The sequence below is a fragment of the Nostoc sp. DSM 114160 genome (assembly GCF_053470305.1).
In genome coordinates this window covers 2,697,613-2,722,523 of sequence record NZ_JBPFGO010000001.1, presented here as the reverse complement: position 1 = coordinate 2,722,523, position 24,911 = coordinate 2,697,613, and the positions used below count along the sequence as shown (strand labels likewise).

The 24,911-nt window shown below is 43.6% G+C and carries 17 protein-coding genes; 10 read left to right on the top strand and 7 right to left on the bottom strand.

The window, feature by feature from the left end:
• Positions 1–25 precede the first annotated feature (25 nt).
• Both NSTCB13_RS12135 and NSTCB13_RS12130 read right to left on the bottom strand, forming a co-directional pair.
• Positions 26–1,600 (bottom strand): AAA-like domain-containing protein, encoded by a 1,575-nt coding sequence (locus tag NSTCB13_RS12135; RefSeq protein ID WP_448272510.1) that lies wholly within the window; start codon positions 1,598–1,600, stop codon positions 26–28.
• Positions 1,601–1,605: 5 nt separating this feature from the next.
• A complete protein-coding gene (locus NSTCB13_RS12130; RefSeq protein ID WP_448272509.1) occupies positions 1,606–3,048 on the bottom strand; it encodes an AAA-like domain-containing protein in 1,443 nt (480 codons plus the stop codon).
• Between the two features lie 384 nt (positions 3,049–3,432).
• On the opposite strand from NSTCB13_RS12130, the gene NSTCB13_RS12125 reads away from it, so the two are divergent.
• From NSTCB13_RS12125 to NSTCB13_RS12100, 6 genes are all read left to right on the top strand, one after another.
• A complete protein-coding gene (locus NSTCB13_RS12125) occupies positions 3,433–4,245 on the top strand; it encodes a class I SAM-dependent methyltransferase (RefSeq protein ID WP_448272508.1) in 813 nt (270 codons plus the stop codon).
• A 269-nt stretch (positions 4,246–4,514) separates the two neighbouring features.
• The gene (locus tag NSTCB13_RS12120; RefSeq protein ID WP_448272507.1) at positions 4,515–6,491 is read left to right on the top strand and encodes a CHASE3 domain-containing protein; all 1,977 of its coding nucleotides are present in this window, start codon (positions 4,515–4,517) and stop codon (positions 6,489–6,491) included.
• The gene (locus NSTCB13_RS12115) at positions 6,460–8,007 is read left to right on the top strand and encodes a sensor histidine kinase (RefSeq protein WP_448272506.1); all 1,548 of its coding nucleotides are present in this window, start codon (positions 6,460–6,462) and stop codon (positions 8,005–8,007) included. Before NSTCB13_RS12120 ends, NSTCB13_RS12115 begins: the two co-directional genes overlap by 32 nt.
• A gap of 209 nt (positions 8,008–8,216) precedes the next feature.
• The gene (locus NSTCB13_RS12110; protein WP_448272505.1) at positions 8,217–8,660 is read left to right on the top strand and encodes a response regulator; all 444 of its coding nucleotides are present in this window, start codon (positions 8,217–8,219) and stop codon (positions 8,658–8,660) included.
• A 64-nt stretch (positions 8,661–8,724) separates the two neighbouring features.
• Entirely contained in the window at positions 8,725–9,723 is a 999-nt protein-coding gene (locus NSTCB13_RS12105) for a PAS domain S-box protein (protein ID WP_448272504.1), read from the top strand.
• On the top strand, positions 9,704–11,518 hold the full coding sequence (locus NSTCB13_RS12100) for an ATP-binding protein (protein ID WP_448272503.1): 1,815 nt from the start codon (positions 9,704–9,706) through the stop codon (positions 11,516–11,518). Before NSTCB13_RS12105 ends, NSTCB13_RS12100 begins: the two co-directional genes overlap by 20 nt.
• 148 nt (positions 11,519–11,666) lie before the next feature.
• Here NSTCB13_RS12100 and NSTCB13_RS12095 read toward each other — a convergent pair whose 3' ends face one another.
• The 5 genes from NSTCB13_RS12095 to NSTCB13_RS12075 form a co-directional block, all read right to left on the bottom strand.
• Positions 11,667–13,163: an HlyD family efflux transporter periplasmic adaptor subunit gene (locus NSTCB13_RS12095; protein WP_448272502.1), complete on the bottom strand. Its 1,497-nt coding sequence runs from the start codon at positions 13,161–13,163 to the stop codon at positions 11,667–11,669.
• Between the two features lie 100 nt (positions 13,164–13,263).
• Positions 13,264–13,617, bottom strand: coding sequence for a hypothetical protein (locus tag NSTCB13_RS12090; RefSeq protein WP_448272501.1), 354 nt, complete (start codon positions 13,615–13,617; stop codon positions 13,264–13,266).
• A 99-nt stretch (positions 13,618–13,716) separates the two neighbouring features.
• Positions 13,717–16,659 carry a peptidase domain-containing ABC transporter gene (locus NSTCB13_RS12085; RefSeq protein ID WP_448272500.1) on the bottom strand — a complete coding sequence of 981 codons (2,943 nt, stop codon included), beginning with the start codon at positions 16,657–16,659 and terminating at the stop codon, positions 13,717–13,719.
• Between the two features lie 26 nt (positions 16,660–16,685).
• Positions 16,686–17,510 carry a peptidylprolyl isomerase gene (locus NSTCB13_RS12080; RefSeq protein ID WP_448272499.1) on the bottom strand — a complete coding sequence of 275 codons (825 nt, stop codon included), beginning with the start codon at positions 17,508–17,510 and terminating at the stop codon, positions 16,686–16,688.
• Between the two features lie 153 nt (positions 17,511–17,663).
• A complete protein-coding gene (locus tag NSTCB13_RS12075) occupies positions 17,664–18,422 on the bottom strand; it encodes a PPC domain-containing protein (protein ID WP_448272498.1) in 759 nt (252 codons plus the stop codon).
• Positions 18,423–19,053: 631 nt separating this feature from the next.
• On the opposite strand from NSTCB13_RS12075, the gene NSTCB13_RS12070 reads away from it, so the two are divergent.
• The 4 genes from NSTCB13_RS12070 to NSTCB13_RS12055 all read left to right on the top strand — a co-directional run bounded on the left by NSTCB13_RS12070 (position 19,054) and on the right by NSTCB13_RS12055 (position 24,889).
• Positions 19,054–19,203, top strand: a complete 150-nt coding sequence (locus tag NSTCB13_RS12070; RefSeq protein ID WP_448272497.1) for an SDR family NAD(P)-dependent oxidoreductase — start codon at positions 19,054–19,056, stop codon at positions 19,201–19,203.
• Positions 19,204–19,984: 781 nt separating this feature from the next.
• The gene (locus NSTCB13_RS12065; RefSeq protein ID WP_448272496.1) at positions 19,985–20,860 is read left to right on the top strand and encodes an SDR family oxidoreductase; all 876 of its coding nucleotides are present in this window, start codon (positions 19,985–19,987) and stop codon (positions 20,858–20,860) included.
• Between the two features lie 136 nt (positions 20,861–20,996).
• The gene (locus tag NSTCB13_RS12060; RefSeq protein ID WP_445628305.1) at positions 20,997–22,037 is read left to right on the top strand and encodes an SDR family oxidoreductase; all 1,041 of its coding nucleotides are present in this window, start codon (positions 20,997–20,999) and stop codon (positions 22,035–22,037) included.
• Positions 22,038–23,353: 1,316 nt separating this feature from the next.
• The gene (locus NSTCB13_RS12055; RefSeq protein WP_448272495.1) at positions 23,354–24,889 is read left to right on the top strand and encodes a glycoside hydrolase family 2 protein; all 1,536 of its coding nucleotides are present in this window, start codon (positions 23,354–23,356) and stop codon (positions 24,887–24,889) included.
• Positions 24,890–24,911 lie beyond the last annotated feature (22 nt).

Below are 24,911 nucleotides of genomic sequence, written 5' to 3'. Positions count from 1 at the left end.
GTTTCTTGCAAATTGCGAATTAGTATTATGGTTGATGTAGTAATTGCTTTGAGGTGACTGAACAGTGCTTTTTATACTCGAAAGTCACCATCGCCAATCCTAAAACAACTATTAATGCCCAACCGAACGCGCCTAGAAAAAATAATCTTTGAAATCTAGCTGCTTTTTGCTCTTGAACTAATCGAGCTTTGACTTCTTTAGTTCGTTCTGCTTCTAACCATGTCTCAACTTCTCGCCGATCGCATTCTTGGCTAGCTGCTAAAAATTGATAATCTAAATCGCTCAAGCTTTTGCCTTGTGACCAAGCTAGAGCTTCATGTAAGGCTGTCCCGCGTAATAGTCGGGAATTATCGCAGCGATCTGAGGCTATCCAAGCATTGAATGCTTGGGAGTAGGGTCGTAATTTTGCTAATTGTTTTTCTACCCAAGTTTGGTTAAAAACCTCTTCATAAATCCGATTCTTTACGATTAATTGCCCTTGCTGCTTGGTTACTAACCCCGATAACAGCAGTTCTATTTGTTCTTCTTCATCATCACTAGCTATCTGAATACCTTGTAAAATTTGCTGGTACAGTCCTAGTAAACCTCCAGCACGCTGTTCGTCGATCAGTAGGCGATCGCGGATTGTTTTCAAATGCTCTGGATCGTCCTTTGCCTCCCATTTCTCAATAATGTGGGTTTGTACTAGTTTTTCTAAAATTAATAAGGGAAATTGGTAATAAAAATTTATCAGATGTTGATTAATAATCGGTAAATGGTTATCCAATTTATAACGCTCATCAACTTCTATGCTTCTGTGATCTTCAACATTTTTGCTTCCACAAGTTCTTTCTTGTACTACTATCTGACATAGTTTTTGAGTCAGAAACGGCTGACCATTTGTCCAAGCTAAAATTTCTTTGAGAACTGCCATCGGATTAGCTACTTTACTTTCTAAACCTGCGGCTAATGGCTGAACTTCCGATAAATTAAAGCCGTGCAGTTCAATAGATTTACCAATATTAAATGGCGTACAGTTGCGATCGGCAATCAAATCTGAAGGTGTTGCTACTCCAAATAGTGCCCAAGTTAGTCGGTTATATTCGGGATTTTCGGCTCGTTGATTATAGCATGAGCGAATCAGAGTAAAAAAATCGACTACCGGAAAATTTAAACCTAAAACACTATCAATTTCATCAATAAAAATAAATATTTTTTCAGTTTTTAGTTCAACTAACAAAATGTCTTCAACAAACTGGCTCAATCGCTGTAATGCAGGTAAATCTTCACGCTCCGACCACCAAGCTTTGATATTAACTTTGCTAAAGAGATTAAAGCTCCTTAATAAGTCAACTACTATGCCCTTATACCATTGAGCAGGAGTAATATTACCGTTGCCGATACGAGTCATATCGATAGAAGCACAACTGTAGCCTGCTTGTTCTAATTTATGCCTTGTTTGTAACCGCAAGCTAGATTTACCCATCTGTCGCGAGCTAAATACATAACAAAATTCACCTTGAATTAGCGCATTATAAAGTTCAAAGTCAGCCTGCCGTTCTACATAACTAGGAGCATCAACTTTGAGACTACCGCCAATTTGATATTCGTATTTATTCATAGCGTTTAGGTTAATTGCTCTTGGAAATATAGCTGATACAAATCACAGCTAGGCATTGCCTGATTTCCTTCAAGTTTTACCAGACCCATACTTTCTAATTTATAGGCAGCGATCGCTTCTAGTTGTACACTTGTGGGAGAGGTAACTACCCGTTTAAGTGCGATCGCAAGTTCTGGATGTTCTTGGAGATTGGCTAGATGATGGCGTAAATAGTTGCTATAAATACCGGCAATTGTGGGAGCTTCTTGTAATAGCTGCTCTAGGGTTACTGTTTGATTTCCCAGGTTATAAAGAGCCAGACGAGCTAAATAAGGATGACCGCCAATCATTGCTCGTAGCAAAGCCAGCTTTTCCAATCCTTTCTCACCTTTGGCCCAATCCAGTCCATGACGCACTGCCAAATCCTGCATCTGCTCTAAACTAAATTCTGATAACTTAATCGGTAGGCCCACATTGAAAGGTGATTGATTAATATCTAATGGGATATAAGCTTCAGTGGCATGAACTACTACTAATCGGAGTTTTTGCCAGATTTCTAATTCAGAAGCATCTTCATACCAAGAACGCAGTAGCGGCAGAAAATCTCTAGAGATTTCTGGATACTCGAAAATTCGATTCACTTCATCCAAAGCTAAGACTACCGGAGCGTCGATTTTCTCTAGCAAATACTCCTGTAAATACAATGTGCAGCTAACTTTGCTACCAATATCCTCATCCCAATAATCATCTAGTCTGATCTCTAAATTCAACTGCCGACTGATGTTAGCGCAAAACCAGCGTAAGAATTTTTCCAAGCTAGTGAAAACTTGACTATCTGCTCTCTGTAAACCAATCTGTACAGTGTGTACGCCAGTCTGTTTAGCGTGAGTCAGAATTCTGTGCATTAGGGAAGTTTTTCCCATTTTGCTGGGGGCTTTGATTCTGATTAGGCTTCCAGGTTTATTGATTTCGGTATATGTGCGTTCTTCAATTGGCGGACGTTCTATGTAAAAAAAGGAATTGAGGGGCACTGAGCCACCAGGATTTTCTAAAAAGTCGGGATTAGAGACTGGGGTTTTTCTCTCGTCTTGTTTTTCGATTACCAAAGAAGACGCTGATATTCCATCTTTGGCTCTGTTTGTTGGCTGAGACTGTCTTAAGACTGCTGGCACAGGTTGTAATTGTTCTGACAAAACGCTATTTTGCGTAGGCAAAGCCCGCTGGAGGCCTCGCCGTCTCAATACTGAGCGAAAATTACTTTTTGTCACCTCTTCCCCGAAAGCTTGTGAAAGTAACTTCCATAACTTAGAACCAACATCTTTTATATAATTAGCATCGTAACCACAGCTTTCAGCGATATCTGGATAAGTTTTTCCTTCCCAAGCTTGACGAAATATTATTTCTTGAACATCACTTAAGCCATGTTCAAGAAATGTATCTAAAATTACTAACGCTTCTTCTATATTCATTTTGAAAAAGAATAAAGTTGGTTTTTAATAAGACTTTAGCGGAATTATTCATACTTTTTTGGTTATTTACTTAAATTTAAACAGTTAACTTCATTTCCATTTGCCATTTTCAGGTCTCAAGGAATGTCAAAAAATAAATTCTCCAATACTCCAATAAATGTAGAGAGGGTTAGCGATAGGATCGCGTACTCTGTACAATTTACATATAGCTATCGTTCCGGTGCTTGGTTGTTCTAATCAGCACTCTAATGGATCGATAGCTTTCTTGTGAATTGGCTCAATTAAAAACTGTCTGGAGTATTGCTCTATTATATTTGCAGTTTATTTCTCGTTCCCAGATTGGAATCTAGGAACACCAGTAACGAGTGTAAGTAGGAGATGATTATGCCGAGATGGAACGCAGAAAAAAAACAAGCGTATCGAACCGAGGTAATTCAACGCGTCACCGCAGCCATGCCCTCAGTAATGCAGGAATATGCCTCGATTAATTGGGAAGAGGAACTCAAAGACTACCATACTGAGCATGAATATTACCCTGACTATATCCACGCTCACATTCATGGGTCAACTGATTCCTACACCACTCCTCAGTCGTGTTTAGCCTGGGATGCTGTGATGGATGCTATTATTCCCCTCAGCCACAATGTTAGTTGTCAGCAGTTGCGCGAGACAATGGCTGAACTAATTCCTCAAGACGCTCAAATTGAGACGGTGCTGGAGCTTGGTGCAGGTACGGCTGGTGGAGCGCTGGCACTGGCACAGAGGTTTCCACAGGCCACTTTTCGCATTACTGATATTTCACCTTATATGCTGGTGATTAGTCAGCACAAATTTAACAAGGCTGGATTAAGTGAGCGGGCATCCTTCGAGCAGGTAGACGCTCGTAACACTGGCTACGCTGACAACTCCTTCGATCTTGTCACATCATCACTACTCTTTCACGAGACACCTAAAGAGTGGACGCCTAAGATTCTCAAGGAGATGTACCGGATTACCAAACCCGGAGGTTGGGTACTATATGCTGACACTTATCGGGGTGAATACGCCTTGAGTGCTTCTTTTCAAGAACCGTGGTTGGATGACTTTATCCATTTCAACTTCGAGTACGAGTTTGCAAAAGCAGGTTTTACAGAACTCAATTACATCCGCTATGCCGTGGGTTTGTGGTATATGGTTGGCCGGAAGCTAGAAATGTGAGGAAAAAACAATCACAACAGAAGTTGGCATTGTCCCAATACTTTTCGGGTTTTGGGGGAAAGGGGAAAGGGAAAGGGTTTGAATTTACCTTTTCCCCTTTGCCCTTTAACCTTTTCCCAGACCAAAAGAGAGATTGTTAGGCTTATCCGAAAAGTATTGGGCGTTGTCCCCTAGACAGTCCTGAAGCTCGCGATCAAAGCAGCTACGTAAACAAAGTTATTTTCAAGATAGTGTCGTTTACTGTACAAGTGCTGCTATAGCATAAGTAAATGCTGCAAATTACTCAAGTTGCATTCAGGCGTAGGCTGATCGGCGCGATCGCTCTACCAATTATCCTATTATTGTCATTGTCAGGAGTTTCAATCTGGCAAATTAACCGCCTGCTTTGGGCTATGCACTGGGTTGACCACACCGATCAAGTAATTGCCAGAGCAAATGGCTTACAAAAACTATTACTCGATCTGGAGACAGGAGTACGTGGATACCAGCTCACAAGTAAGCCACAATTTCTTGAACCTTATCAGCAAGCTAACTCTACCATTAATACTACTTTTGATCGGTTGGGCGATTTAGTTTCAGATAATCCCCAACAAAGTCAACGCTTAAAGCAAATCAAGGCAGAGAAAACAGGCTGGAAGAAATCTATTTCTCAAGCGATCGCCCGCAAACAAAGAGGTGAAGCTGAACCCCTATCAGCAATTGAGGTTCGCAAACAGAGCATGGATGTGATGCGAAATCAAATTACTAATTTTATTGCTACTGAAGAGCAGCTACGGTATCAGCGCAACCAAGCAGTCCAACAGACTACTGAGCGAGTCATCTTTACTAGCATAATCCTGTCGCTTGCTGCTGGTGGCATCCTTGCCTTTTATATTCGACGGCAAATTTCCCATGTGTCTGAAAATTATGAGAATGCTCTCAAAACTGCCCAAATACAAACTGAAAATGTTCAGCTTTCTGCCCAAAGACTTGCCGCTTTACATAACATTGACCGAGCAATTTTAGCGGCTGAGTCGCTCAAGTCTCTAGTCCGAACTGCACTGAAACAAATGCGTCAGTTAGTACCCTATGAGCAAGCATTTGTGGCCCTGTTTAATTTTGAGGCAGGTACAACTGAGATTGTCGCAGGCAGCAGCACTAAAGAATTACAACCGCTTGAAGGTACAAAAATGTCACTATCAGACTTTGCGCCTGAGCAAAGCTTACGACAAAACCTTAGTTATGTTAAAGACTTGACAAATGTTGATCTTTACCCGCCTATTTTAAAACGGTTGCATTCGGCAGGAATGCGTTGTTGTTTGCGGATTCCGATGTTAGTTGAAGAAACGCTGCTAGGAGAACTCAACTTAGCGGCGACTAAGACAGCCGTTTTTGATGCTCAAGCACAAGATGTTGTGCGTGAGGTGGCGGCTCAGTTAGCGATCGCTATCCAACAATCTCTGCTACGCGAACAACTTCAAAATTACGCTTTGGAACTAGAACAGCGTGTTACCGAGCGTACTGCACAGTTGCAAGAAACAAATCAAGAGCTAGAAGCGTTTACTTACACGATATCGCACGATTTACGCGCACCGTTACGGACTATGCAAGGCTTTGCTCAGGCATTACAAGAAGATTACACAGACAAACTAGATTCGGTTGGGCAAGAATACATTCAATATATTACAGAGGGTGCAGTCCAAATGGACACCCTAATATCCGAACTGCTGGCATACAGCCGCCTCAGCCGTGCCCAAATTCAAATGCAAAAAGTTGATTTAACTAATGTTGTTGAAGAAGCTTTAAAACAACTCAGCAAACAAGTGCAGGAACAGCTTGCACAAGTCACGGTGACAAAACCCTTGCCGCCAGTGATGGCTCATCGCTCTACGCTTGTTCAGGTAGTAACCAATTTAATCAGCAATGCGATGAAATTTGTGCAGCCTGGAATACAACCAAAAGTAGAAATCTATGCTCAAGAAAAGCAAGATTCGATCCAATTATCGATTGTGGACAACGGCATCGGCATTGCGCCAGAACATCAAGAGCGCATTTTTCGGGTCTTTGAACGATTGCATGGCGTGGAAATCTATCCCGGTACTGGTATTGGTTTAGCAATTGTCCGCAAAGGGTTAGAGCGAATGAACGGTCGAGCCGGAGTAGAATCGCAATTAGGTACTGGTAGTCGCTTTTGGATTGCCCTGCCAAAAGCCCTTCCTCACAGCAACGATGCCAATGACGCAAGTACTCCGCATTCTGATAATTGATGATAATCCAGGCGATCGCGCCTTAGTAATCCGAGAACTGAGGCGAGAATTTCCGCAATTTCAACCTCAAGAAATTCGCGAAGCTTCTAGCTTTGCTAGTGCAGTAGCAACAGGCGAATTCGATCTGGTTATTACCGACTATCAATTGGGCTGGAGTACTGGACTAGAAGTTTTATATACAATTAAGCAACAGTATCCCAACTGTCCAGTGATTATGTTCACTAATACAGGTAGTGAAGAAATTGTGGTAGAGGCAATGAAGTCTGGGCTAGATGATTATGTCCTCAAATTACCCAACCGCTACATTCGCATACCAGTTGCTGTGAGAGTTGCGCTAGAACGAGCAGAAACCAAACAACGAGCTACCTTACTTGAAATCCGTCTTCAAGGTTTGCTTAACCAATTAAAAGTAGGTATATTTCGTACTTATCCAAACGGAAATCTTATTGAGTGTAACCCAGCGTTTCTGGAATTGTTGGGGCTGGATTTATTATCACAAGCCTCAGCGATGAATTTATTAAACATCCATGAATACTACTCAATACTGCAAGAACTGCCGCCACCTCAACAGCAAGAGCAAGAAATTCAATTACAACGAGCAGATGGAAGATTTATTTGGGTTGGATTAAGCATAGCTCTAAATACAGTTGAGGGACAACAGGTAATAGATGGCTTAATTGAAGATATTACATCTCGTAAACAGGCTGAAATTGAAATTCAGCAACTCAACCAAACCTTAGAGGAGCGAGTCAGGGAGCGTACAGCTGAATTAGAAGTAGCAAATCGAGATTTAGCGCAGACAAATCAGGAATTAGCAGTGGCTAATCAAGATTTAGAAGCATTTACTTATTCAATTTCCCACGATCTGCGAGAACCATTACGTGCTATCCAAGCATTTGGTTCAATCCTCCTAGAAAACGAGGATAGCGAATCTAACCTAGAGAACCAACAAAACTATTTGCAGCGCATTATTGCAAGTGCACAGCAAGCAGACAAGCTTGTTCAAGATTTGCTTGAATACAGTCGCCTCAGCCGGACTGAAATGCCATTACAAGCTATTAACTTATCTTTATTGATGATACAAATACTGAGACAGCTAGAAGTAGAAATAACACAGCGACAGGCGAGAGTACAAGTTGAAGAGCCTTTAGCTGAACTTACGGGAAACCCTACTATTTTGATTCAAGTGATTACCAATTTGCTAACTAACGCGATTAAATTTGTAGCACCAGGAATCCAACCTCAGTTACGGATATGGACTGAGAAACGTAATAGATTGGTTCGCTTATGGGTGCAAGACAACGGCATTGGTATTGAGGAAAGACACCAAAAACGCATTTTCAATGTTTTTGAGCGCCTACACAGCTATGAAGTTTATCCTGGTAGTGGTATCGGTTTAGCAATTGTCCGCAAAGGAGTCGAACGTATGGGCGGACAAGTTGGTGTAGAATCCCAACCTAGACAAGGAAGCCGATTTTGGATAGATTTACCTATAGTTATAGATGTAAATTCCTAAAATCTTTCAATCGCCTTGATTACGGGCAAACATAAAGTTATTTCTCGCTCTTAAATATTTGGTGCAAAACCCTTACCTTATACCATGCCCTATGGCACACAGTAAGGGATGAAAAACTTTCTTTCCCCCTGCCCCCTGCTCCCGTTCGGCTACGCTCACGGCAAGCCTGCCCCCTGCCCCCTGCCCCCTGCCTTTAAAAACAAAATTTCATGAGTAAAGAGCAAGAAACTATTTTACTTGTAGAGGATAATCACAAAGATGTGCTGCTGCTGCAACGCGCGCTCCGCAAGGCTAATATTGTTAATCCAGTTCAGGTGGTAAATGATGGCGATGCAGCAGTGTTATATCTCTCTGGAGAGGAACCTTATGACGATCGCACTCGTTATCCCTTGCCTGTACTAATCTTGCTCGATCTGAAACTACCCCGCAGATCCGGCGCTGAGGTTTTGATGTGGTTACGGCAGCAACCAGAACTCAAGCGCTTACCGGTCGTAGTTCTTACCTCATCGAGAGAGTATGCCGACATTAATCATATTTATGACATAGGTGTAAATGCTTACATAGTTAAGCCAGTTATTTTTAATGAATTAGTAGAAATTGTTATAACCCTTAATCTCCACTGGATTATTTTTAACGAAAGACCGCAAATTTAAATTGTTTGAACATTTTTTGGGCATTCTGGTCACTGTTACCCTTACATAAATGTAATGTAGTTAGATGTTACGCATTCTTCTAATTGATGATAATTTGAATGACCGCCTACTGGCGATTCATGTACTAAAGCAAGAGTTTTTTGACCTCCAGTTTCACGAAATTGTGCAAGCAAAAGACTTGGAACAAGCATTAGAAACAGGAGAGTTTGATTTAGTAATCACTGACTATCAATTACGCTGGAGTGATGGCTTAACTGCAATCCGGGTAATTAAAAATCGTTATCCTGATTGCCCAGTAATAATGTTTACCAATAGTGGTACTCAGGAAATTGCCGTTGAGGCGATGAAATCGGGATTGGAAGATTACATCATCAAGTCTCCTAAGCACTATGTTCGATTACCCGCAGCAGTCCGGCGAGCAATAGAGCGGACTGAAGCTCAACGTAAAGCAGTCAGGCTAGAATCACGCCTTCAAACTTTGCTGAATAATTTAAATGTGGGAATTTATCGCTTAACGACAGATGGCACTTTACTCGAAGGCAACCCCGCGTTTCTGCGGCTGTTAGGTTTAAATTCTCTAACTGAAATTCCCGCAAGTCAAACCCTTGAGCCTTATTTCCAACCATTGGACTATGCCCAAGTTCTCAACCAATTAAAGCAAAATAGCGAAATCCGCGATCGCGAGATGCAATTGCGACGAGCCAATGGTACTTTAATTTGGGTGCGAATTAGTACAACTTTGACCCAAGTAGATGGTAGAACCGTTATTGACGGCTTAATAGAAGATATTAGCGAGCGTAAACAAGCACAAAAAGCTCTACACGAAAGTGAGGAACGCGCACAGCTTGCCGTTAATATCAGTCGGCTTGGGACTTGGCATTACGATCCCAATACGAACTTCGTCGAGTTGGACAAGCGAATGCGCGAGATTTGGGGCGAACCAGATGACACCGCGATTATCCCTCTGTCGATGGTAATAGAGCGCATCCACCCAGACGATTGCGAGCGTGTAGTCAACACCATCAGCAATACACTCGACCCCGATGTCGTCAGGTACTTATGAAATTGACTATCGGATCTTGTGGAAGGATGGAACTGAGCGGTGGATATTCGCTAATGGGCAGGTGCAATTTGAGGGAGAGGGGGTGTCCAAGCAGGCGGTGAGGTTTTTGGGAACCGCACTCGACATTACCGAACGCAAACGAGCAGAGGAACGGCTGCATCTGCTGTATGAAACAACCAGCGATTTACTGGCCACGGAACATCCCATGCAGTTGATGAATAACTTATTTAACAAGCTATCAGCCCAGCTAGAGTTACATTCTTACTACAACTATATGGTTGAGGTAAAAGACAACCAGCAAATGCTGCATCTGAGCAACTATGGGGGGATCTCTGAAGCAACGGCTCAATCGCTGGAATGGCTTGAACTTGGGCAATATCTTTGCGGAATGGTGGCACAAGAGCGACAGCAAATTGTCTTTAATCGAGCGCAAATCTCCACTCATCCCAACGCGCAGCTTGTCAACTCAATTGGCATCACGGCTTATGCTGGACAACCATTGATTGTGCAGGGACGGTTACTGGGGACGCTCTCCTTTGCCAGCCGCACCCGTACCTGTTTTACTCCCGAAGAAATCGATCTGCTGCAATCCACCTGCGAGCAGATGGCGATCGCTATTGAGCGGGCAAATTTACTGGCTTCAATCCAGCAACAAGCTCAACAATTGCAACAAGCCAACCGGATTAAAGATGAGTTTCTAGCAGTATTATCCCATGAGTTGCGATCGCCCCTTAATCCAATTCTGGGTTGGTCTAAGCTGCTCCAAACCTCTAAGCTTGACGAAGCCAAGACCGCTTATGCTCTGAGTGCGATCGAACGCAATGCCAAGTTACAGTCCGAACTTATTGAAGACTTGCTGGATGTTTCCCGAATTTTGCAAGGCAAACTTAGCCTGAATGTTTATCCAGTGGATCTAGTATCGATCGTTAAAGCTGCAATGGAAACTGTGCAGCTGGCTGCTGAAAGCAAGTCGATTCAAATTCATCTGAGGCTTGAACCAAATGTAGGGCAAGTTTTAGGCGATCCAAATAGGTTACAGCAAGTGATTTGGAATCTCGTCTCGAACGCGATTAAGTTCACTGACATCGGGGGACGAGTGGATATTCATCTCAAACAAGTTAACTCTTTTGCCGAAGTCACTGTTATCGATACAGGTCAAGGAATTCACCCTAACTTTCTCCCCTATGTGTTTGAATACTTCCGCCAAGCAGATAGTGCTACAACCAGAAAGTTTGGTGGGCTGGGATTAGGGTTAGCGATCGTCCGTCACTTAGTCGAATTGCATGGCGGAACTGTTCGGGTAGAAAGTGCAGGTGAAGGTCAGGGGGCAACCTTTACTGTAAGACTTCCGCTCATGGCAACTCCATCCCAGAAGAACGCAGGCAGTAAACCGCCTGAACCATCCTTAAATTTGCATGGCATCAAAGTTTTGGTGGTAGATGATAATGCAGATACACGGGAGTTTATTGCTTTCATGCTAGAGATGTATGGAGCGAATGTAACAACTGTCACCTCAGCCTTTGAAGCTCTCGCTACTTTAACCAAGTACAGAGCAGACGTGCTACTCAGCGATATTGGGATGCCAGAAATGGATGGCTATATGCTGGTACGCCAGCTGAGAGCCTTGCCCTACCAACAGGGTGGGAAGATTCCAGCGATCGCCTTAACAGCATTTGCTGGAGAAATTAACTATCAAAAGGCTATAGAAGCAGGTTTTCAAGGGCATATTCCGAAGCCTATCGATCCAACAAACCTGGTTGAGACGATTACCGATTTGGTTAAACAGACCCAGTAAGGGGGGCAGGGGGCAGGGAGCAGGGGGCAGGGGGAGAAATAAAAGCTTAATCCAAGCGTATTGGATCTACAACGATTTTATTTTGGTTTTGTTTAGAGATGGGTGTACGCCGTAGGCTTCTAGGGGAGAGGTTTTTCAATCTTTTTGTTTAGCGCAGAGACTTTAAGCTTTCAGTCTTTTGTACTAAGAAATCAGTGAAGATGCTCATAATTGTGCGCTGACGTAATTTCACATTCGCATTAATGGACATCCCTGATTGCAAGGGAATTTGACGTTGATTAATTAGTAACTTCTGCCCATGTAGGCGGACTTTTGCGGAAAAACGCCAGAAATTATAAACTTGGTCTGGAGGTAAGGCATCAGAGCCAATCTCAATTAGTTCGCCTTTGATATCACCATACTCTTGGAAGGGAAAGGAATCAATTCTCACATCCACTTGTTGTCCTTCTTTGACAAAGCCGATATCGCGGTTGGTGATATATACGTTAGCAACCAAGTTATCACTAGGAACGAGTTTTAGGAGCGGTTCGCTGGAATTAACTACAAACCCTGCTGTTTTGGCTTTGAGTTCAAAGACAGTTCCATCTACGGGTGCTGTAATTTTCTGATATTTCAGAGTTTGTTCTGCCTGAATCCACTTACTATCAATCTCTCCAATCTGACTATTAATTTCATAGAGGCGTTTTTGATTATCTACAATTACCTTGGTTAATTGGCTGTCAATTTCGGCAATGTTTTTGTCATTATCTGTAATTTTGGCTAGTAAATCTTCTTGAGACACAGCCGCAGTGTTGCGAAGTTTTTGATTTGATTGGGCGATCGCTAATTGTAATCGCTGCTGTTCCCGATTCAGTCGGATCACTTCTGCTTGTTTGCTGCTGACATCCTGCTGTTGTTTCAAGTACTGCACCTGGGAAATCGCCCCCTGCTGCGCTAGAGGTTCAAACTTGCGGAGAATTTGTTGATTAATTGTCAGCAACTCTTTAGCGCTAGTTAATTCCGCTTGAGTTTGGAAAAATTGCTGTTGCGTCTGTCCCGTTTCTAAATTAGCTGTGGCTAAACGCGATTCCAATTCTATTTGGCGATTTCGCAAGCGTAACTGTTGCTCTCTTGTAAAACTATTTCCAGCAGTCGCACCATTTAATTGTGTCCGATACAACTGGTTTTCGGCAATTATCGCGGCTCGGCTTTTGGTCAAAAAGGCTAATTCTGGTTTAATTTTCAACAGAGCAGTTTGCTGTGCTACTTCCTGTAATGATATGTTCCCTTGCATCTGGCGGCGATAGAAGTCATTTTCTTGCTCTAGCGCCTGTTTCGCCAGCAATTGAGCCGCTCGACTTTGCTTTAACGAAGTTAACTCTGCCTCCGAAGAAGTTTTTTCTAGGGTAACGAGTGTTTCACCTTTTTTGACTCGCTGACCATCTTTGACTAAAATCTCATTGACAACACCATGAATCGGAGCCTGAATTTCTTTGACTGCACCCTGTGGTTCTAGCTTGCCAGTAGCATGAATTGATTCATCAATTTGGAAGACTGAGGCCCAGATTACGGTGAAGGTGCTAACTCCAACAATAGTCCAGGCGATCGCTCTTGACCAAGTAGGTGTTTGTTGTAAAAGTACTGGTTGATCGAATTGAATATTCATAATAAATGGGGGATGGGGCATTGGGCATGGGGCATTGGGCATTGGGGAGTGCTGAGAGACGCGATGAATCGCGTCTGTACAAGAGTTAGAAGTGCTAAGGTTAAAGTTCCAAGTTCAAAGGCTCAACGTTCCAGCAAAAAGGTGCAATTTCCGAGTTCAAAGGCTCAACGTTCGAGTAAAAAGGTGCAATTTCCGAGTTCAAAGGCTCAACGTTCCAGCAAAAAGGTGCAACTTCCGAGTTCAAAGGCTCAACGTTCCAGTAAAAAGGTGCAACTTCCGAGTTCAAAGGCGCAACGTTCCAGTAAAAAGGTGCAACTTCCGAGTTCAAAGGCGCAACGTTCCAGTAAAAAGGTGCAACTTCCGAGTTCAAAGGCGCAACGTTCCAGTAAAAAGGTGCAACTTCCGAGTTCAAAGGCGCAACGTTCCAGTAAAAAGGTGCAACTTCCGAGTTCAAAGGCGCAACGTTCCGAGTTCAGAGGTTGAAGTTCCGAGTTCAGAGGTCAAAGCAATAATATTTCCCCCTGCCTCCTGCCTCCTGCCTCCTGCCCCCTGCCTACACTTTCGCTTCCTGTTGCTGATACAGACAGTAGTAATAACCTTTGAGCGCCATTAATTCTTCATGAGTTCCCTGTTCTACCACAGCACCTCTATCCATCATCAGAATAATATCGGCATTGCGGATTGTGCTGAGGCGGTGAGTAATGAAAAACACTGTTTTATCTTGGAAAGCTGTTGCCAAGTTACGGCAAACTTGGGCTTCGGCATTGTAATCTAAGGCGCTGGTAGCTTCATCAAGAATCAGCAATTGCGGATTTTGCAGGACAGTCCGAGCGATCGCTACTCGTTGGCGTTGTCCTCCAGACAGTCCCGAACCTCGTTCGCCGACACGGGTGTTATAACCACTGGGCAAAGACATAATAAAGTCGTGGGCATAAGCTATCTTGGCAGCAGTAATAATTTCTTCATCGCTAGCATCAGGATATCCCAAGGTAATGTTTTCGCGGATGGTGCCATCAAACAATAGGGTATCTTGTAACACCATACCAATCTGACGACGTAAAGAATAAAGTTCTACTTTGCTGATATCATAGTCATCAATCAAGATTTTGCCGGATTTGGGTTCGTAAAGTCTGGGTAATAATTTTAGCAGTGTGCTTTTACCAGACCCGCTTTGACCAACAATTCCCACAAAGGAGCCAGCAGGAAAGTTTAAGTTAATATTGCATAGTTGCAATGGCCCGTGTTCTGAGAAACTGAAGCTGAGATTTTCAAAGCGGACACTACCTTGAACACTGGGCATTAGGATATTTTGACAGTTACCGATTTCTACTTCTTGGGGAGTATCTAAAATATCAGCAAGGCGTTGCAGAGATAAAGCGGTTTCTTGGAAGTTCTGCCAAAGTTGCATTAGGCGTAACAAGGGACTGGTGACATAACCAGCCAGGATACGGAAAGCGATGAGTTGTCCCAAGGTTAGATGCTGATTGAGAACGAGAAAAGCTCCCACCCACAGCACTAACATACTGGAAAACTTGTTGAGAAAACTGCTAACAGAACCGGCAGTAGTTTGAGTAGAGACTGTTTTGAAACCTGCGCTGATGTAACGAGCATAGCGTTCTTGCCATTGCCAACGCGATCGCATTTCTAAATTTTGCGCCTTGACTGTCTGCATTCCCCCCATCACTTCCACTAAATAAGATTGCGTTTCGGCATTGCACTCAGCTTTTTCTTGCAATTGTCGTCGCATCACAGGTGATACCATCAAGTTGAGCAAGCCAAACAACGGTACTGTTGCCAAAGCAACTAAGGTCAACACTGGGCTGTAAATCGCCATCACTACAATGTAGACCACTGAAAATACAGCATCCATCACCACAGTTAAAGCTGTACCAGTTAAGAAAGAGCGGATGTTTTCCAGTTCGTGAATTCGCGTTGCCAATTCCCCAACCGGGCGGCGTTCAAAATAAGATAATGGCAGACGCAATAGGTGATTAATCACCTCAGAACCAAGGGCGAGGTCAATTCGGTTAGTAGTATCTGTAAATAAATGAGTGCGGATACTGGTGAGTACTGCTTCGATAACTGCTACTACTAGCAAAAAGATGCCAAAAACTTCCAGGGTATCGGGACTATTGCCAACCAATACTTTATCAATAATCACTTGTGTGGCAAGGGGATTTACCAGTCCAAACAGTTGGATAACAATGGAAGCGATTAGTACTTCAATTAATACTTTACGATAGCGCCGCAGCGAAGGTACAAACCAACTCAAACTAAACCGCGCCTTGGGAGTATTTTTGGTGGTTTGCAGTAGCAGGACTTCTCCTTCAGTCCCCCAGTTTTCCGCAAAGTCTCGTAATTTGTAGCGTAGTAGTCCCATCTCTGGAACGGCAATGAGTAATTCTCGATCGCTATTTTTGTAAATAATTGCAAAACTATCTTGCCAAGAAATCATTACTGGTAGTTGCAAGCGTCCGACTGCGGTAGCAGGAACTTTTACCATCTGTGTTGTCAACCCCATCAACTCAGCAGCAGCAGCGCAAAATTGCAGAGATATAACGCCTTTCTGTTCGTGCTGCTTGGTCAACACCCGTTGTAATGTATCTCTGCGCCAAGAGATGTTAAAGTATTGGCTCAACATCTGGAAGCAAGCTAGTGTTGCATCCAGCGGCCCTCTACCTTTGATATAAGGAAACTTCTTTTGTTTACCTTTAGCTGCTGGTGCTTCTGTGACAGTAATTTCTGAGGCGTAGGGAATCTCTGCGGGTAAGAGTGTTTTTGGTGTAGGAGATGCGAGATTTTCTCTAAATATTGATTTGGGCAATCCCACCAAACGCATATTTGTATTAAATTTCAGCTTGGGATTGAGTTCATCCAACTCTAAGCGACTCCCCACAGGGAACTCAGCATCAAAATTACTACTGACTAACCACAAAAATTCTGAATCTAACTGCTGGCGGAATTTGCGTGCAGCAATTGTTTGGATAATCGCAACTTCAGTTGCAGCTTGGGCAAGTTTAACTAAATTCCTGCTCCCGTCTGCGCGACGGCTGAGTTCTTCGGTAAGCAGTTCATGCACTTCTAAGAGAGTAATTTCATTTTGCAAGGCGTGAACAAAAGGCTGTTCCTGCTTGAGTAAAGTTAGAAAACCAGCAATAGGTAGATTAATCGCGATAACTTCAGTAGAAGCGATCGCAGTTTCACAAGCAATACCCCGTACATGACTTACCCAACCCAAAACCTCTCCTGGTGAGAGTAACTTCAGTGTCGCCGGATTTTGTCCTTGGGAATTGCAGGTTAATAAACGCGCTTGCCCTTGGTAGATAATGCTAATCCAATTGGGCATAGCTTCCCTGGTTACTATTACCTGCCCGATGCGATAACGACAAAATTGCACCTTGTCGAGCAAATTTTCTAAAACATTTGGTGACAGATAATTGAAAGGAAATAAATTGGCAATATATTCTTGAATATCAACGGTTGCATTTGTCATCATCTTGCACCCGATTTTAATAATTTTTCCTAATTTGCATTCTTAATTTTGAATTTTGAATTTTGAATTGGTATGATTCCCATCCAGGCTTTTTCTTCTGGTGATAGTTGACTTAGTTGCTGTTGAAACCAAGCTTCAAAATTCTCTTGCAGCAATCGTTGGCGCATAAAATCGTCCAACTGGGCACTTATAAACTTTTCCACGCGTATAATTATCCATGAGTCTCCAAAGGGTACGGGTGGTTGAACTATACCTACTTGACTTGTGCAAAGTAACTGAGCAAAATTGGGAGCGATCGTACCAAGTTCTACTGGGCCGATGATGCCATTTGTATCAGCTTCTGGCCCTTGAGAATATTCACGAGCTAGTTCCGAAAATGATTGTTCTCCTTCTGTAATTCGGAAGAATAGCTCGTTAGCAGTTCCTCTACTATTAGTCCGAATTAAAGAATAAATGACTCGATCGAAATGTCTTTTGTATTTGAGGAAATAAGATTCTAGTTGATGTCCCCAAGTTATTTGCTTGAACTTTTCGACTCTCAGCTTCCGGGTGGCGAAAAGTTCTAATTGTTCTTGAGTTAAACCATAACGCAAACACCAATCTTGGATTTTTTCTTCGCTGTTTAAATCCCAATGCTGATAAAATTGTTCTAGAGCCTGAGTTGTTTCGGCTGGTGTGCAAGTTATTGGTGCGTTGGCGTAGCCCGTCGTAGACATCGCTAATTCAATAATGCTCTGAGATAACAATTGCGGGATTAGATTGTAACTTACTAAAAAGGGAATAATTTCTGGCGGTAAGATGGCGCTGCCGCTACGCTCGTTGTAAACATCGCCTAGTTGTAATGTTTTATTCATAATTTGTGCAAATATTTGAGCCGTGCAGAGATAAATTGAGAAATGCAAGCGGTATTCAGGTATACATTTGTACCGCTTGCATCATTTGCATACTCTTGAAAGCATTGCCGTACAAAGCTTTCAAGTACTACTCACCACTGCTAATGCCTAAACTTAAGCAGGGACAGAGAACTGGCTAAAAGACACATTGTAGTTAGTGTTGCCAGTGAATTCAGTTACCTGCAAGAAATAGTCACCAGGAGTGTTAATGTTGGAAATCAGTTCTGAAGTAGTACCTCCATTATTAGAACTGGCAATTACCTCGCCTGCATCGACGATGCGATTGTTGTTAGAATCTCGAATCAGCCGGATATCAGCATCGCTGCTTAATCCTTCCAATCTGATGTCGACACCCTGACGGAATCCTAAAGAGAAGCTGTAAACATCAGTAGTATTCTGATTATTAACGTTACCTGTACGAGTGATGTTACCTGACAAGTTACCAAGTACAAATTCTTTAGGAAGAAGGTTGCTAGAACTAGCTGAAATCGGAAAAGTTCCAGCAGGTTCAGTTGCAGACAAGGCTAAATCGTAACTGACATTTCCTGAACTACCTGGAGCAAAGCGAGATACTTCCGCAAAAAAAGTACCTGAGCTAGTTTTAAAGTTAATCGCCTCATCTTGGTTGCTTCCGTGATTGGAAACAAGTCCAACTTTTCGGTCTAAGTCGTCTAGTACGCCGTTATTGTTCGCATCTCGAAACAGCCTGATGTCAGCATCATCGCCAGCGCTAATATCTGTCAGAGAAAGGTTGATATTTTTGCCACTGGTGATTTGGAATTTAAAGACATCTGTAGGATCGGATGTAGTTAAATCAAAGTTATTCTTAACAACAGGTGTGCTACCGAGTGTACCAAGATTGAAAAGTGCCATTTTTTTTTGTCCTTTAGATGTTGATTGTAATGCGGTCAAGTTCGTTCAGATTCAGTTATGGTTTGCACAGATGTAAATCTTCGATTTAAATCGATATTTACTGGATTTAGTGGCTTAGAGTTTGATGAAAATAAAGATTATTTATTATTTTCAATAAAGTCTTAGCTGTTTGGTTGTGTGCTTGCCGTGTTCAGAACTTGTTGTTTAACCATGAATCTAAATTAAACTGTTTTTTCAATAAGCACAGCATGAAAAAGACTTCTATAGTTAGGTGTTTGTGAAAGTAAATTCCCAGTGCTTTGTATTATTTAGTCATAAAAAGTCTTATGACTCACCATTGGCGTAATCGAGAATGAGTTCGATCAAATAATAGATGTGTGAAGAATTAGGCGAAAGCTTGTATCAAGGCGATGGTAGGACTACAAGCCTTGTTGTCATTAGACCTCTTGGCATTTGTGCTTTTTGCAAGAGGGGGAAAAGGGTAAAGGTTAAAGGGGAAAGGGGCAATACAGAGCCTTTTCCCCCGCCCCTTATCCCCAGAGGGGACCCCACCTTCCCCCTTCTCCTTTTCCCGACAAATGCCAAGAAGGCTATTGATACAAAAAAGCCTCTGAGTTATCAGAGGCTTCTTATGATTAACCGTAAAGCTGTACTAATTACAGGTGGTTCGCGGGGGCTAGGGCTAGTTATGGCACCCCATTTGATTCAAGCAGGAGCGCGTTTGGCGATTTGTGCTTGCGATCTGCAAGAATTGGAGCGATCGCCTACTGAACTAGAATAACGAGGTGGAGAGATTCTGGCTGTACCTTGTAATAAAATAAGGATAATCAGGTGTTTTGCATGGCAGGGGTAGACGCTATCTGTGCAGTGGTTATCTACAAGCTACATGACTAGCGATCGCTAAAGCCCACATAAGTGGATCGGCGTAAATAATTATTGTTGGGCTAAGGCAGGGGACAGGGGGAGAAAGAGTCTGAGCCTTATTTACTTTTTTTGACACAGTTTGGTTTTATTGCACCGACTTACTTATCTTTAGTTAACAATATATCTAATATTAAAATCTCAATCCAAATAGTTAATTTGAATCGTAGTTCCAGAAGAACTAAATTACTTACAAATGCAATTCAAAATCCAAAAAAACTTTAAAAAACAGCTTTTGAAGAAATAGCCACAACAGTTTACAGAGTAAATAGTAAAAATTTATAGTATCGATAGATTTAAAATTTGTTATACCATTTATTCTTTTTTCTCCTATATCTAAAGGTGGAAAAGCCGATTGAATATTACTAAGCATTAATCTAATTTGCTTGCTTAAAGATAACCTTCAATTTATTTAAATATAAGATTTGTGTTTTTAAACACACAATCACTCAGAATTAATCTCAGCCTACAGGTAGAAGTTCGGTTAAGTAATATACAGTTACTTGGTAACTATCAAGAACAAAGAATCAAACAACAAAAGGATAATTACTACAGCAGATGCTGCATTAGGCGCTTGAACAAAAGCAGTCTTACTTTATTTAGTTTTTTACTTCAAACCCAGCTAGTAGAAAGGAGAGTTAATGATTTCACAGAACCTACAAGAACAACCAAAGCCGCCGTTTCCTGAACAACAGCAAGATGTGCCAGGACTAGAGTCACAGATGAATCCGAAGCCAGATTATGGCGAAAATTCTTATTCTGGTTCTGGAAAACTGCAAGGGAAAGCGGCTATTATCACGGGTGGCGATTCTGGCATCGGGCGGGCAGTCGCGCTTGCCTTCGCCCGCGAAGGTGCTGATGTGCTAATTGCTTATTTAAACGAAGAACCGGATGCAGAAGAAACCGTTCGCATCGTCGAAAAAGAGGGGCGTAAGTGCATCGCTGTTGCAGGTGATATCCAGGAAGAAGCGCAATGTCAACAGATTATTGAACGGGCGCAAAGTGAGTTCGGCAAAATCGATATCCTCGTTAACAATGCCGCTTTCCAGATGACGCGAGAAAGCCTTGATGAGATTTCGTCAGAGGAGTTCGATCGCACTTTCAAAACCAACATCTACGCGATGTTCTACCTGTGCAAAGCCGCAGTGCCGCATATGCAGCCAGGTAGCGCCATCATCAATACTACCTCCATCAATGCAGCTGAACCGAAGCCGAAGCTACTGGCGTATTCGGCAACCAAAGGAGCGATCGTCAACTTCACTGGTGGGTTGGCGCAGTTACTAGCCGAAAAGGGCATCCGAGTTAACGCTGTCGCGCCAGGCCCAGTGTGGACACCGTTAATCCCGGCAACCATGCCAAACGAACAGGTGACACAGTTCGGGCAGGAGTACCCAATGAAGCGCCCCGCACAGCCAGCCGAGCTTGCACCAGTATACGTGCTGCTAGCTTCTTCCGAAGCCAGTTATGTTTCAGGTGCGGTGATTCCCGTTACTGGCGGTCAGCCCGTTCTTCCATAGCACTTTGCTTTGATGCCAATTTCTATCAGTCTCATTGCAGATGCTTTGGCTAAACCTGCCCTGGCATTTGCGGATTTGGCGAGAACCTGCTTTCAAATCAATTCAGTGGGGCGAAATTCAAGTCAAGAAACTCAGTATGCAACAAAAAAATATCTTCAAAAAAGCCTCACGTCGTCAAGTTCTCGGCGGCCTATCTATTGGCGTTGTCGCAGCGCAAACGGTACCAGTCTTCGCACAACAAACATCTACCCCAGCAAATCAAAAAGTGACACCCAACCAGGAAACACCCAACCAGTCTGTCAAGCAGAACCCAGTTAAGCAATATCCGAGTCCGCCTTTTTCGCAACAACCGCAGGAGCCACCTGGTCTTGCCAGCAAAATGATTCCGCGACCCGATCACGGTGAGACAAGTTATCAGGGTTCTGGACGGCTAGTAGGACGCAAGGCGCTGGTGACAGGCGGCGATTCCGGTATTGGTCGGGCAGCTGCGATCGCCTTTGCGCGTGAAGGTGCTGATGTTGCGATCAACTATCTGCCGGTCGAGGAGCCAGATGCCCGCGAGGTAATTCAACTGATTCGATCGGCAGGACGCAAGGCGGTGGCGATTCCCGGCGATATTCGCAACGAAAACTTCTGCAATCAACTCGTCGAATCCGCCGTGCGCGAACTCGGCGGACTCGACATTCTGGTTAACAATGCTGGTAGACAACAATCTGTTGACTCGATTCTCGATCTCACAACCGAACAGTTCGACTCAACGTTCAAGACGAACGTCTACGCGATGTTTTGGCTTACTAAAGCTGCTGTGCCGCACCTCAGTCCCGGTGCAAGCATCATCAATACTTCCTCAGTCCAAGCCTATGACCCTAGCGAGAACCTGCTCGACTATTCCCAAACTAAGTCGGCGATTGTCGCCTTTACCAAGTCACTGGCAAAGCAGCTTGCGAAAAAGGGTATCCGTGTGAATGCGATCGCGCCTGGGCCTTACTGGACACCGCTCCAGGTTAGCGGCGGTCAACCGCAGAGTAAAATCGAAAAGTTCGGCAGTGACTCACCGATGGGACGTCCCGGACAGCCTGCGGAGCTTGCCCCTATTTACGTGCTGCTTGCCTCGCAAGAGTCGAGCTATGCTACTGGGCAAGTGTTGGGCGCATCGGGGGGAAGCGGAAATCCTTAATGCCCAACCAGCAATGCAGCAAGCTAGATGAACTGGTATCCGCTCAAATTAACTACCGATCGTTCTATCGGGCTGGCTACGGTATGCATGAGCGAGGAACTCACCAAGGCTGGATTCGATCGGGCAGCCTCTACGTGAAGGCACAGAAGCATCCTGTTACCACAACTATTATTGTTGCTGGTCTTGGTACCTCAATCTGGTGGTTTACATCGTTTGCGGTTTAAGAAGTTCATTAGTGCTTCGAGCCGGCTGGCGATTCACCTTCTCTGACGAAACTGCTCAACGCCTTTATCGTGAGCCGAACGGCAAAACGAAGCATGGCATATTTTGTGGGCAGCACCGAATGCCAGCATTTTAGCAGGTGTAAAAATTGCCATAGTTCTTGCTGGAGGAAAACTACCCAGTTGTTGAGCGACTTGCCCTGACTTGTACTGAGTTTCGACACTTCGACTGCGCCCTTCTCTACGAGAGGCTGCGCCAACGGCTACGCTCAGGACAGGCTCAGTGCATCGCTGCGCGGTAATCGAGCGACTTGTACTGAGTTTCGACTGCGCTCAACTACCGCGTAGTCGAAGTAAGTCGAGATTCAACTACCGCGTAGTCGTTGGCGTGGTCACTGAGCGTAGTCGAAGTGCAGCCTCTCCGACAGGAGAAGTAAGTCGAGATTCAACTACTGCGTAGTCAAAGTAGTGTAGTCGTACCCCTTGGGGGTAGCAAGCTACGCAAAGCGTCCCGTAGAGAAGAAAGTCGAAACACTGTTTCCTGCTGTTACCAAAGGGAACAGGGGTTTAGGACAAGAACACCAAATTTTCTTGTTTTGTGGCTGGCGTGGTTGCAGACAAAAATGCTCTCTATTTAGCAATATTCAATGAATGGTTCCGTTATTCTCTTATATAACCTGATTTTAATTATTTCTCTTTTGTTTGCTCATGCTTATTGACTAATAAATGATTTTAAAAAATTTACTTAAACAATTGATATAAATAAAATTTTCATGACAACCACTTTCTCGTGTGGCAGATTTATGATAGTTATTAGGCACCTAAATATAATGCTTTTTTTTTAGATAACCTGGCAAAGATTGATAATGTATATGCCATAATGTCACGAGCTAGGGGTATATAAATTTATTGTTATACTTCATCACGTAAGTGGGGAAGGTATCAGTATTGGCTACGAAAAAATATAATGCTACTAGCTCGAACCGATTGATGAACGATCGGGTCAAAACTCTTGCTATATCTGGAAACCCAATATTGGGGTCTGGATTTAGTCTATAGCAGGGGTTGATTGAGTTATGGATAGGAGGAAATTTGATGAAATTGTTAGATTTAGAGAATCCTGAGGTTAAATTGACCTCTAAAACAGATAGTAATTTTGTGGACTTAACAGCAGCACACCCACGACCATTGTTAAAGCGATCGCACTGGCAATCTTTAAATGGGCTGTGGAAATTCGCATTTGATGACGAGGGAAAATGTGTGGAGCCGAGCGATTTTAGCGAATGGCATCATCATATAGAAGTTCCTTATGCGCCCGAATCTACCAAAAGTGGGATTAACGATCGCGGTTTTCATCCAAACTGCTGGTACGAGCGCGAATTTGAAACGCCACCAGGGGACGGCAGATTAGTCTTACACTTTGGCGCTGTAGACTATCGCGCTCGTGTGTGGGTAAACGATAAATATATAGCCGAGCATGAAGGCGGACACACCTCTTTCAGTCTCGATATTACCCATACCTTAAATGACAGTGGTACAACAAAGGTAACAGTGTGGGCGCAAGACGATCCGCACGATCTCGCCAAACCTCGTGGTAAACAAGATTGGCAGTTGAAACCCCATAGTATTTGGTATCCTCGCACAACTGGTATTTGGCAGACAGTCTGGCTAGAGCGCGTAGGTGAGACTTATATCGGCAATCTTCGTTGGATTCCCGACTGCGAACGGTGGGAAATTGGCTTTGAAGTTGGGCTAGCTGGTAATTTACCTACTTCAGGTGTACAAATTAAAGTAAAACTGAGCGTTGGCGATCGCCTGTTAGCAAGCGATACTTATGAAGTATTCAATGGGGAAATTAGCCGCCGCATTGTTCTGAGCGATCCGGGTATTGACGACTGCCGTAATGAATTACTGTGGAGTCCAGAAAAGCCGACGCTGATCGATGCCCAAATTCAGCTATGGGATAAAGAGCGTCTGTTAGATGAAGTGCAATCTTATACAGCGATGCGGACTGTTAGCATCCAGCGCGATCGCTTTATGCTCAACGGTCGTCCCTACTATCTGCGGCTAGTTCTCGACCAAGGTTATTGGCCTGAAACATTAATGACTCCACCCAATGACGAAGCATTACGACGTGATGTAGAACTCGTCAAAGCTATGGGTTTTAACGGTGTACGCAAACACCAAAAAATTGAAGACCCCCGCTTTTTATATTGGGCAGACGTTTTGGGGTTGTTAGTATGGGAGGAGATGCCTAGCGCTTACCGCTTCACACCAAAAGCCGTGGAACGGATGACGCGGGAGTGGACGGAAATTATCAAGCGAGATGTTAGCCATCCTTGTATTGTGGCGTGGGTGCCGTTTAATGAATCTTGGGGAGTGCCAAATTTGACTGAGACGGCGGCTCATCGTAACTACGTATTGGCAATGTATCATCTGACCAAGACTCTCGACCCGACTCGCCCAGTAATTGGTAACGATGGTTGGGAAAGTACAGATACCGACATCCTCGCTATTCACGACTATGAACGCCACCCTGAACGATTAGCCCATCGTTACAGACCAGATATTCAGATATCGGATCTATTCGAGCGTAGCCGTCCCTGGGGGACGTATCCTCACCCTAGATAACTATCCCCATCAGGGACAACCA